Genomic DNA, 10,931 nt, shown 5'->3' on the forward strand with positions numbered 1-10,931 from the left:
CCACCCGCTACGACAAGACCCGCGAGTCCTACCAGGCTGCCGTCACCATCGCCTCAATTCTGCTCTGGATCTGATCTTTGAAGACGGTCCCTAGGGCAGACTCCTCAGATGATCGTGATGCAGCCCGTTCTGGAGATGTATGCCCCCGACGGCTTCAGTCTCTGGCCGGTCGCCGAGACGCAGCCGTACGGGTTCCTGCTGCTCAGCGGCGCGCTTGAGCCCGCCGAGGTCGGCACGGCGGTGATGCGCATCGCTGACTGCAACGACATCGCCCCCGAGCACGACGGCCACCCGCCGAGGCCGGCCGACCCGCTCGGGGCCTTCCTGCACGGTCTGCTCACCGTGGACGGCACCTTCGCCTCCGGCGGCCTCCGGGTCACCGACACCACCACCGACACCACTCTGCTGCCGGGCTGCTGCACCGGGCTGGCCGAGTGGCGCGACTGGCTCAGCGTCCTCGACAGCGACGGGATCGCCTCCTTCGGCCACGATCCCGTTGTGCGCGCCGAACGCCTCGGCGACACCGTCCGGTTGACCGCCGAGCCCGACCCCACGGCGAGTCCGGAGCGGCGCGGCCCAGGGCGATGGAGGCGACGCGGGCGGGCCACCTCGCACACGGCGGAGGACAGCCCGGTGATCGAGCTGCCCGCCGCTGAGCTGCGCCGCCTGCTCAGCGGCGCGGAGCAGGACTTGACCGAATTCCTCCAGCTGGCAGCAGACTGGGCCACCCGGAACCTGCCCGACCACGCCACCCCCGTCACCGCCGCCCTCGCCCGCGCCCTGGACCTGCCCGCACCGGAAACGCCTTCGAGGCCGTAAGGCGACGTTCCCTATCGAGCACTCACCTGGCGAGCGGACCGGAACCGCACGCTCTCCACACGCCCCAGAGGGTGCTGACCAGCGGCGGTTTCATGAACAGCGCCTGGCCGAGACCATTCCCGAGTGGTCGCGAATCTCTGTCCACCCCACCGAGCGCGCCGCCCGTCACGGAGCTGCCAGGGGACCAGTGCTGGTAGGGGCGGAGCCGCTTCGAGGAGATGGAGCCGGTCCGGAAGATCCGGTCCCATCGGGGCCGGCATTCGGTGGCCCCGGATCCCCGGGAGCGGGCGTGCGGGCCGGTGCGGGCCGACGGCGGTAGCGGTGTTCGGTCGCGGTGCAGGCGGCGAGGACGAGGGCAGCTGCCGCCGCTGCGGCCGTGACGGTGAAGGGGGAGCCCGGGGTGAAGTGGTGCGCCGCCCACCCGGCGAGGAAGGTGCCCGCCGACTGCGCCAGGACCAGGGCGCTGACCAGCGCCGCCATCGCCTCGCCGAGCCGGGCGGCGGGCACCGTCCGCTCGACCAGGCCGAACATGGTGATGATCTGCGGCGCGACGGCGACGCCGAGGAACCCGACGGCCGCGGTCAGGACCGCGAGGCCGCCGTCTGCGAGGAGCAGCAGACAGGTGGCGCCGAAGAGGAGCGCCGAGCCCGCGCGCAGGCGGGGCGGCAGGCCCCAGCGGGCGGGCAGCGAGGCGGTGACGACGCCCGCGAGGGAACTGGTGCAGCCCATGAAGCCGTACACCAACCCGGCCGCGCCGGGCCGGCCCAGTGCCTCGGTGGTCGCCGTGACGCCGACCTGGACGGAGCCGAAGCAGGCCCCCAGCAGTGCCATCCCGGCCAGGAGGAGCGCGTACGGCGCGCTCAACAGTCGGCCGGCGGCGCGGGTGCCGGGGCGGGACGACGGAGGGACGCCCGGTGCGGCGGTCGGGTGCAGCGCGAACAGGGTGGCGCAGACGCCGGAGAGCACGGCCGCGGTGAGCAACCCGACGGCCGGTGAGGCGGCGGTGGCGAGCACGCCGACGAGGGCCGGTCCGGCGGTGAAGCCGATCTCGTCGACGATCCCGTCCAACGCCAGCATGGCGGAGGTCAACTCCGCGTTGCCGGCCGCAAGTCGAGCCCACCGGCTGCGCGACAGCGGGCCCACCAAGGGAACCGACAAGCCGGTCAGCGCGGCGGGCGCCACCTGCCAGCCGAGCGCGAGCCCGCGCTCGGAGGCCGCGACCAACGCGACCAGGGCCGCCGCGTTGACCAGGGCGGCGACCAGCCCCACCGTCCGCTGTCCCCGCCGGTCCGCCAACCGGCCGACGACCGGACCGCCGAGCGCCGACCGACCGCCAGCGCCCCGGCGACCGACGAACCGGACCACACGCTGCCGGAGTTCCGGCTCACCAGCAGCAGGGTGCCGATGGGGCTCATCGCCGTCGGCAGCCTCCCGAGCATCGACCACAGCAGCACCCTGCCGCCCGTCAGCTGCTTCGCCATGCGGAAGTTCCCGGCCACGGACACCGTCCACGCCCCTCTGCGGAGCCGGCCCGGGCGCCCGCCTCCCGCAGCCGGCCCGACCAGGCGACAGCGACCTGCGGGTGACCTCCCCGACGTTAGGGGCAGGCACGGGGCAGGGTTAATCGTCCGATCCTCCGGCAGGGCCGCGCGTCGGGAGGGAGGCGGCCGGAGGACTGGCCAAGGGGGCCGACCTCACGCGCCCGGTGGGTGCCCGAAGGGCGTAGGCCGGCCGGCGCCGCTCCGGATCAGGTGTCCGCGGTGGGTTCCTGGTCGTGCTGGGAGCGGCGGAGTCGCTCGTTGAGGCGCAGGGCCTCTTCGAGCTGGTCTTCGAGGATGATGATGCGGCAGGCGGCTTCGATGGGGGTGCCCTGGTCGACGAGGTCACGGGCGCGCATGGCGATGCGCAGTTGGTAGCGGGAGTAGCGGCGGTGCCCGCCTTCGGAGCGTAGTGGGGTGATGAGGCGGTGTTCGCCGAGGGCTCTCAGAAAGCCGGGGGTGGTGCCGGTCATCTCGGCGGCGCGGCCCATGGTGTAGGCGGGGTAGTCGTCGTCGTCGAGTTTGCCGGGCGTGTTGGGGCTGGCCGTTGTAGTCACTGCACCTCTCTGGTTCTGGGGAGAACGCGTCGAGGGGCCCCGGCGCCGTATCGGCTCCGGGGCCCCGAAGGGGAACAACACCATCTACCGGCCTGAGCCGGTCCTGTTACGTCCGCTCCGCCCCGGAAGAGGGGGCGTGCGGGGATCGCGTATGCGTGACCGGAAACCACCGTCCTTGCGTTGGGGTCTGCGGTGTCCGCCCGGGCGTATTCACGGGCCGGGCGATCCTGATGGCGCTTGTGCCCTCCATTCATCCTCTGGACTGACCTGTCATTTCATACTGCTGGTACCGCACTCACTGAACTGCGTACTGCGAGATACCGCTGTCGGCGGCCCCTGATACCTGCGGGCCACCCGGTCCGGCAGCCAGTCCCGTCGCCGTCCTGCACTTGCCTGGCTTCGGAACTCCACTGCCGGACCGTACTGCGAACTTCTGTCCAACAACCCCAGCCAGTTCGTGTCTGGCCGGTATCGCCGACTGCTGTCTACGAGAGAAACGTTAGACCCGTCCAGGAGCAATGTCTACTCCGGCGCACATAGATTTTGCGCCGTCCGGGTGGGAGACCCGGGCCTCGGGGGGCACACGGCAGTCCTGCGCGTACGGATGGGGCTCAACCGGGACGGCCAGCCGGGGCGCCCAGCCGGACGGGGGCCTAAACGGCGGGTGACCGCCGCTGGTGCCGCATCGCCCGCTCCAGGCTGGGATAGACGGGCAGGACCAGGTCGGCGTCGGTGATCCGCAGGACGCGCTCCACCGTGCGGCTCGGCGCCACCACCACCAGCGGCACGCCCACGGCGCTCGCGCGGCGGCGGGCCCCGAGCACGACGTTGAGGCCACTGGGAGTGAACAGGCCGACGGCGGACAGGTCGACCGCGAGCAGCGCCGGCACCCCGTCGAGCACCCGGTTCAAGGCGTCCCGAACGCACTTCTCGTTGTCCAGGTGCAGGTCACCGGCCAGCGAGCACACCACCGCAGCACCCACGCGGGCGATCGCGATCCTGACGTCCGGGCCCATGAGTACCAAGCCGGCGCGGTTTCGGGAAACAGTCACGACACGCCTCCAAGCCCACCGAAGGCTCCACCGACCGGGGGGCGGGCCGAGGCATCGAATCCGCGGATGCGGGAGACAGTGCGGCGACAGCCGACGGGCGCCCGGTCCGCCACTGTGACGGAACCGGTCCAATTCGACCCTACCTCGCCAGCGGTACCGGCACGATCCCGGCTCCGCCCGCCAGGCGGTACCGGCTCACGGATCCGACGCGACGGACACCCCGGCAGGCCGGTCACGACACGATCCGCGCGTCGAGAGGACGGCCCTCAGCACTCCACGGCAGGGCGCTCGCGGTCCGGATGCCTCTCATCTCCGCACAACGCCCACGACTCCCCTCCCGTGTACACCACCATGGCGCGCCCCTCGATTCCACCCAACTCAGCCCTAGCAACGGCACGTTGCCCGCCGAAACCCTGAGCGGGCCACACACCCCGCGTCCCCCCTGACGCTCGCGGCGCAAGGCGGCACGCCCCTGGCAAATGTCAGGGACCGCGGGACCCGGCGCGTTCCTAGGCTGACGGTCATCGGCTCGGTCGACCGCCGGGCCACCGCACCAGCCAAGGGAGAACCACCCCATGCGCAGGATCACCCACGCCCTGGCCGCCCTCGGCCTCGCCACCGCCGCCCTGACCGCGATGGGCACCGGCAGCGCCGGCGCCGCCGACGGCTCCTGGGCGGGCTGCCCGTCCGGCGCGGTCTGCATCTACCCGCAGAACCAGAACCCGGCCGTCTCCCCCACCAACGTCTACTACAGCTACGGCGCCCACAACCTGAGCAACCAGTACGGCAACCACTGGGTGCTCAACAACCAGACCGGCGGCGCCCACGCGCACCTGTGCCGCGGTTCGGGCGGCGCGGACTGCGTGTACGACATCCCGGCCCAGAACGGCGTCTACTACGACCTGGGCCCGATCAACTCGATCACGCTCGACCGCCCCTGACGCTCCATCACCCCGACCGGGGTTGCCCGCCGCACGGGGGACCGGCGGGCAACCCCTCTTCGTTCTGACCGCCGAACAGAACCCATCACCAGCCGGCGCGAACTCTCCGTACCGCCCCTTCCGGCAAGGCAGTGGGCTGGCCGCAGGCCGTCCGAGCGGGCGAGGGCGCGCCGGCGGGGGGCCTGACAGGGCCTGGTAACTGGACTGCCCGAGAGCGGTCGACAGGGGGACGGGACGGATCGATCACAGTCGCCGCGGCCGGAGGCAGCAGTCTTGTCGAACGGCGGGCGATGTATCGCGGCGGTGCCACCGGCCACGGGGGACGATCACGGCGGTGTCGGCCCGAAACCGTACCGCGCGGTCTGGTACCACACCGCCGGTGAGATCGCGGTCCGGACGACGGCAGCACGGCGGCGGTGGGCGGACGAGCACGCCCACCTACCGGGAGCGAGTCTTCGCCGATCTCGACCCGAGCGAGCTACCCGCCTCGCACGGGTCGCGGACCAATCGGCGCCAGTGACCCCCGAGGACACCTACCTGGATGGGCTCCGCGCCTTAGTGGACGGCCTCTTGGCTCCCCGCTCCCCCGCCGACCTGCGCATGCTGTGGGATGGAAGGCCGGCGAGTTTGCGGGTGAGGGGCGGCTCGCGGTCCAGCGTGTCGAGCCGGATCACCGCCGGACCGCGGAAGGGCTGCCGACCCCTTCGGGGCAACGACTTCGAAAGGGGGAGGCTCTCGCCGTGAGCCGGGGCCCGCCCGCTGAGGAAGCTCCCCCGTCAGCGCTCGCGCCCGCGGGGCTTCAGTGGGGTGGCCGGCAGCTCCGGGGCGGGGAGGCGGTGGCCGGCGTAGCCGTGGACGTGGCCGAAGCGGGTGCCGGTCGTCCAGTCGGCGCGGGCCTGGGCGATGTCCTCGGGGGTGCGGCCGATGAAGTTCCACCACATGAGGATCCGCTCCTCGAAGGGTTCGCCGCCGAGGAGGAGCACCGAGGCGTCGGCGCGGGCGAGCAGGGGGAGTTCGGGGCGGCCGCAGCCGAGGTAGAGCATCGAGCCGGGTTCGACCGGGGTGCCGTCGACGTCGACGCGGCCCGTCATGGCGAGGACGGCGTACTCGAAGTCGGGGACCAGCGGGAGCTTGAGGGCCGCGCCCTCGGTGAGGGCGAGGTCGGCACCCACCAGCGGGCTGTAGGTGGTGCCGGGCGAGGCGGCGGTGTCGAGGGTGCCGAGGATGACGGTGGCGCGCAGGCCGGGGGCGGTGACCACGGGCAGTTCGGCGTGGTGCTCGAAGGCGGGGGCGGTGTGCCGGTGCGCGTCGGGAAGGGCGACCCAGAGCTGGGCGCCGTGCAGGTAGCGGGCGTGCGGGCGCGGGGACTCCTCGGAGTGGGAGATCCCCCGGCCCGAGGTCATCAGGCCCAGCTCGTACGGCCGGACGGTCTGCAGGCTGCCGAGGCTGTCGCGGTGCAGCACTTCGCCCTGGTGCAGCCAGCTGACCGTCTGAAGGCCGGTGTGCGGGTGCGGCGGCACCTGCATGCCCGGCCCGTCGGCGATGTCGTCGGGGCCGTAGTGGTCAACGAAGCACCAGGCGCCGACCATTCGGCGGCCCAGATTGGGCAGCAGTCGGCGGACCACCGTGCTCTCACCGAGCGGGACTTGACGGCCGGTCAGCAGATGCTTCACCGGTCCGGTCGTGGCCTCGCGGCCGCAGCTGGTCGGGGCGGGCTTGAGGTCGAGGTTGCTCATCGCGGTTCCACCACCGTACGAGGAGGGCCGGCCGGGGCGACGGGGGGGGGGGGGGAGACCCCGGGGGGAGGGGTGCGTCGTCACCGATCATCCGTCACGGCGCGAGGTTCTTCCACCCGCGCCCGGCCATCCGACTGTGCCGTGCGGCCGCACGCCGCCCGTCCGCCCGTCCGCCCCGCACCGTCCGTCCACCCCCGCGCGGCACGTCCGACCGCGCCGCCTCGGGCCGAGCTCAGTGCTCGCAGGACCACCAGGCGTCCGCGCTCGCCTTGTCGGCCAGCTCGCGCAGCTTGCGGACGGCCTCGGCCGGGTCCTCGGCCCCGTAGACCGCCGATCCGGCCACGAAAACGTCCGCGCCCGCCTCGGCGCAGCGCTCGATGGTGGAGGCGGAGACGCCGCCGTCGACCTGCAGCCACAGCTCCAGGTCGTGCTTGGCGATCAGCTCCCGGGTGCGGCGGATCTTCGGCAGCATGATGTCCAGGAAGGCCTGGCCGCCGAAGCCGGGCTCGACCGTCATGATCAGCAGCATGTCGAGCTCGGGCAGCAGGTCCTCGTACGGCTCGATCGGGGTGCCGGGCTTGAGCGCCATGGAGGCCCGGGCGCCCTTGGCGCGGATCTCGCGGGCCAGGCGGACGGGCGCGGCGGCGGCCTCGACGTGGAAGGTGACGGAGCCGGCCCCGGCCTCGACGTACTGGGGGGCCCAGCGGTCCGGGTCCTCGATCATCAGGTGGCAGTCGAGCGGGATGTCGGTGGCCCGGGCGAGCGACTCGACCACCGGGACGCCCAGGGTCAGGTTGGGCACGAAGTGGTTGTCCATGACGTCCACGTGCAGCCAGTCGGAACCCCGGACGGCCTCGGCCTCGTCGGCGAGCCGGGCGAAGTCCGCGGACAGGATGCTGGGGTTGATCTGGGCCATGACCGACTACCTTCGTACGAGAGCTTGCGAGGACTTACGGGGGACTTGCGAGGACTTGCCACGACTTGCGAGGGCTTGCGCCCACAGGCGCGCCCGTCGCCGGGCGGCACCTCGTCCCATCATCTCGCGCCGCGCCGCCCGCGACCGCACCCCGCGGCCCTCGCGTGACCGTCATCACACTCCGTACGGGGTTCCAAGCCCGCCGCCGTGGTCATCAGCACTTGAGCGGCCCACGCCGTCCGAACGGCTCGCCATCCGCCGCCGCGACCGCGGGACCGTCCCGATCAGTCGAGCTCCCCGTGCCCGCCCGGAGCTCTGCCCGAGGAAGGCTTCCGATGGTCGATCTCGTCCACCCCGCCCGCGCGCTCTGGTGGCTCTTCGAGCCCGTGCACGGCGTCACCTACTTCCTGCCCGAAGGCCGGGCCGCCTTCGAGGAGGCCGGGCTGCACGGGGCCTGGCGCGGGTACTTCGCCAGCCGCTCCGCCCCGCTGGGTGCCGTGGAGGCGCCGCCGGTGGTCGCCGCGTTCTTCAACTTCGCGCCGGCCATGGTGGAGCGCGCGCTGCCCTCGGTGTGGTCGCTGGCGAGCCCGGAGGAGACCCTCACAGCCCGGCTGAAGGGTTCCGCGGCGGCGCTGGCCCGGCTGCTGGAGCACGTCGACCGGGAGCAGGTCGAGCTGGTCGCCGACGCCCTGGAGCGGACCGCCTCCCGCCTGGACTGCGCGGGCCGGGTGCTGGCGGCCGCCAACGCCGCGCTGCCCCGGCCGAGCGGGTTGTACGAGCGGCTCTGGCAGGCTGCCACGGTGATGCGCGAGCACCGCGGGGACGGCCATGTGGCCGCGCTGGTGGCGGCCGGGCTGGACGGCTGCGAGGCGCTGGTGATGCGCTGCGCGATGGACATGCGGCGCGATCAGCTCCAGCCGTTGCGCGGCTGGACGGACGCCGAGTGGGAGGCGGCCGAGGGGCGCCTGGTCGAGCGCGGCTGGCTGACGGCCTCCGGCACGGTGACCGAGCTCGGCCGGATCCGCCACCAGTCGCTGGAGGCGGCCACCGACCTGGCCGCCGCCCGGGTGTGGGAGGGCTACCCGCGGGCCGAACTCGACGAGTTGGCCGCCGCGTTGAAGCCGATCGCGGCGCTCTGTCGCAGCCAACTGCCGTTCTACCCGGCCGGGCTGCCGGACAACACCTGACGCTCACCCGAGCCGGGCGGGCCGAGGACGATCCCCCGCCCGGCGTAGAACGGGCCGAACGAGTGCCAGGGCACCCGCGCGAAGGCCTGCGACTCCCCCGGGAAGCCGGAGGGGTTGTGGATCAGCAGCGCGGTGTCCGTGGCGCCCACCGCCAGCACCAGGTGGCCGCCGCGGCGGACCGGCGGCGGACCGCTCGGCTCCCGGATCGACGGGTGCACCGAGACCATCACCAGCCGCCCGCCGGCCACCTCGTCCGCCACCTGCTCGGGCGTCAACTCCCGGGCGGCGGCGGCAAGTCCCCAGCGGCGCCGGACGTAGTCGGCGAACGGTACGTGGACCAGCCCGCGCAGGCTCTCGCCGTCCCGCACGTACGCCCCCGCCGCCATGCACTCACCGGCCAGCGCCATCATCGTCGGGGTGACCCCCCACCAGTGGTCCAGCACCATCCGCAGGCAGGCCACCCCGCACAACCGCCAGGACCACCACGCGTACTCCTCGGGGGTGGCCGCCCCGGACTGCCCCCACCGGGGGTCCTCCGCCGCGTTCAGGTGACCGTCCACGATCTCCCGCACCAGCTCCGCGGACTCCCACTGCGCCCGGTACGGCACCTCGTGCACCACCCGCGCCGGCCGCGCGGCGCCGCCCTGATCGACCATCCCCCGACGCTCTCACGCCGGGGCGGCCGTCCGACTCACGACACTCCCTGCGCGCCGACGCCCTCCCCCGCCTTCGCCGGCTCCTCCGCCTTCGCCGAGCCCCGTGACTCCGCCGCCTCCCCCGCCTTCAGCGGCTCCCCCGGCTCCCCCGGCGTTCCCGCCGTCGCGGACCGGTGCGCCAGCCGCTGCGCCGCGTGACGGCCGCGCTGTTCCACCGGCAAGGACCCGGTGGCGCCGGCCAGGCCGAACGGCGGCATGTCGAAGTAGATCGACTCGTAGCCGCCCTCGGGCACGATGTACGTCTCGTGCCAGAGCCCGACGTGCCGGCGGACCTTTCCCTCGCGCACCATGCGGTTGGCGATCCCCCACACGGTGTGGTGGAAGCCGTCCGGCGCGCTCGCGTAGCCGTACAGCTTCTCCTTGGACTCCCAGTACTGGACGACGTAGTAGGTGCGCGGCGAGGCGGTGAGCAGGATCCGGCCGCGCAGGCCGCGCTCGGGGCTGCGGCGCAGTTCGCGGAGCATCCGGAGCATCGCGTACATCACCGGGGCCCAGTGGTGCACGGCCCAGAACCGGTTGATCCGCATGCCGATCAGCAGTACCACCGTGTCGCCGGTCTCGGCGGCGGTGGTGTAGCCCGGCAGTGGCTTGGCGAACATCGAGCGTATGAACGTGGTTCCCATGGACATTCCCGGCCTCCCCGCTCTGCATGTAATCGGTGATTACATCAAGGCGCGGTGGGCCGGTCAAGGGTCGCCGCAGCCACAATCGCGTTACCGCTCGGGCCTGTTGGCGATTCCCTGCCGGAAGGTGTCCAGCACCTGCACGGCCAGCTCCTCCGCCTTCTCGGCCGGCAGGTACCCGTCCACGATCATCTGCGCCAGCCCGTAGACCAGCGCCTGCCCGGACAGCAACACCAGCTCCGGATCCCCGGGCCCCAGCCGGCCCGCCCGCTGGTCCGCCACGATCAGCCCGGCGAACGCCCGGTCCATCCCGTCCAGCCGCTCCCGCAGCTCCGGATCCCGCGCGGCCGTGAACACCCGCGAGCGCACCAGCTCGAACCGGCGCGGATGGCGCATGGCGTATCGGACGAAGCCCAGCCCGAGCGCCCGCATCGCCGAGCCCCCGGCCGCCTCCGCGGCCGCCACCTCCGCCTCCTGCCACCGCACGAAGTCCGCCAGCACCCGGTCCGCCACCGCGGTCAACAACGCCTGCCGGTCGGCGAAGTGACGGAACGGCGCACCCGCCGACACCCCGGCCCGGCGCGCCACCTCCCGCACGCTCACCTTCTCCTGCCCCTGCTCGTCCAACACCTCGAACGCCGCCGCCACCAGCGCCTCCGGCAACGCCCCGTGGTGGTAGGCCTCCCGCTCCCTCATGCCTGCCTTGCTACCACAGCCGGGGGCGGACTGGGCAGAGGCAAGGGGGCCCCAGGGGTGTGGAAGGCCCCAGGGTTTTCCCCCAAAGGTTGGGGGGGCCCCCCCCCCCCAACCCCAGTCCGGGCGGGGAACGCACCCTGGATGTCGCTC

The 10,931-nt window shown here is 73.1% G+C and carries 11 protein-coding genes; 3 read left to right on the forward strand and 8 right to left on the reverse strand.

The window, feature by feature from the left end:
- Window positions 1-108 precede the first annotated feature (108 nt).
- Window positions 109-819, forward strand: coding sequence for a hypothetical protein (locus ACZ4WV_RS35100; RefSeq protein ID WP_465753107.1), 711 nt, complete (start codon window positions 109-111; stop codon window positions 817-819).
- A 165-nt stretch (window positions 820-984) separates the two neighbouring features.
- Here the strand turns inward: ACZ4WV_RS35100 and ACZ4WV_RS35105 are convergent, their stop codons facing one another.
- From ACZ4WV_RS35105 to ACZ4WV_RS35115, 3 genes are all read right to left on the reverse strand, one after another.
- Window positions 985-2,430: an MFS transporter gene (locus ACZ4WV_RS35105; protein ID WP_465753109.1), complete on the reverse strand. Its 1,446-nt coding sequence runs from the start codon at window positions 2,428-2,430 to the stop codon at window positions 985-987.
- Window positions 2,431-2,566: 136 nt separating this feature from the next.
- Window positions 2,567-2,848 (reverse strand): helix-turn-helix domain-containing protein, encoded by a 282-nt coding sequence (locus ACZ4WV_RS35110; protein ID WP_465753123.1) that lies wholly within the window; start codon window positions 2,846-2,848, stop codon window positions 2,567-2,569.
- Window positions 2,849-3,567: 719 nt separating this feature from the next.
- Window positions 3,568-3,966, reverse strand: a complete 399-nt coding sequence (locus ACZ4WV_RS35115; protein WP_465753111.1) for an STAS domain-containing protein — start codon at window positions 3,964-3,966, stop codon at window positions 3,568-3,570.
- A 575-nt stretch (window positions 3,967-4,541) separates the two neighbouring features.
- Between ACZ4WV_RS35115 and ACZ4WV_RS35120 the strand changes: the two genes are divergently transcribed.
- On the forward strand, window positions 4,542-4,907 hold the full coding sequence (locus ACZ4WV_RS35120; protein WP_350743506.1) for a hypothetical protein: 366 nt from the start codon (window positions 4,542-4,544) through the stop codon (window positions 4,905-4,907).
- Between the two features lie 776 nt (window positions 4,908-5,683).
- On the opposite strand, the gene ACZ4WV_RS35125 is transcribed toward ACZ4WV_RS35120, so the two are convergent.
- Window positions 5,684-6,643, reverse strand: a complete 960-nt coding sequence (locus tag ACZ4WV_RS35125) for a pirin family protein (RefSeq protein WP_465753113.1) — start codon at window positions 6,641-6,643, stop codon at window positions 5,684-5,686.
- Between the two features lie 232 nt (window positions 6,644-6,875).
- Window positions 6,876-7,559 carry a ribulose-phosphate 3-epimerase gene (gene rpe / locus ACZ4WV_RS35130; protein WP_465753115.1) on the reverse strand — a complete coding sequence of 228 codons (684 nt, stop codon included), beginning with the start codon at window positions 7,557-7,559 and terminating at the stop codon, window positions 6,876-6,878.
- Between the two features lie 335 nt (window positions 7,560-7,894).
- Between rpe and ACZ4WV_RS35135 the strand changes: the two genes are divergently transcribed.
- Complete coding sequence (locus ACZ4WV_RS35135; RefSeq protein WP_465753117.1) at window positions 7,895-8,746, forward strand: SCO6745 family protein; 852 nt, start codon at window positions 7,895-7,897, stop codon at window positions 8,744-8,746.
- On the opposite strand, the gene ACZ4WV_RS35140 is transcribed toward ACZ4WV_RS35135, so the two are convergent.
- From ACZ4WV_RS35140 to ACZ4WV_RS35150, 3 genes are all read right to left on the reverse strand, one after another.
- Complete coding sequence (locus ACZ4WV_RS35140) at window positions 8,716-9,402, reverse strand: C39 family peptidase (protein ID WP_465753119.1); 687 nt, start codon at window positions 9,400-9,402, stop codon at window positions 8,716-8,718. The two genes, ACZ4WV_RS35135 and ACZ4WV_RS35140, sit on opposite strands and share 31 nt — an antisense overlap.
- A 35-nt stretch (window positions 9,403-9,437) precedes the next feature.
- Window positions 9,438-10,061 carry a DUF4188 domain-containing protein gene (locus tag ACZ4WV_RS35145; protein WP_465753125.1) on the reverse strand — a complete coding sequence of 208 codons (624 nt, stop codon included), beginning with the start codon at window positions 10,059-10,061 and terminating at the stop codon, window positions 9,438-9,440.
- 114 nt (window positions 10,062-10,175) lie between these two features.
- Window positions 10,176-10,781, reverse strand: coding sequence for a TetR/AcrR family transcriptional regulator (locus ACZ4WV_RS35150; RefSeq protein ID WP_465753121.1), 606 nt, complete (start codon window positions 10,779-10,781; stop codon window positions 10,176-10,178).
- Between the last annotated feature and the right edge of the window lie 150 nt (window positions 10,782-10,931).

The sequence above is a fragment of the Kitasatospora sp. NPDC029312 genome (assembly GCF_055569215.1).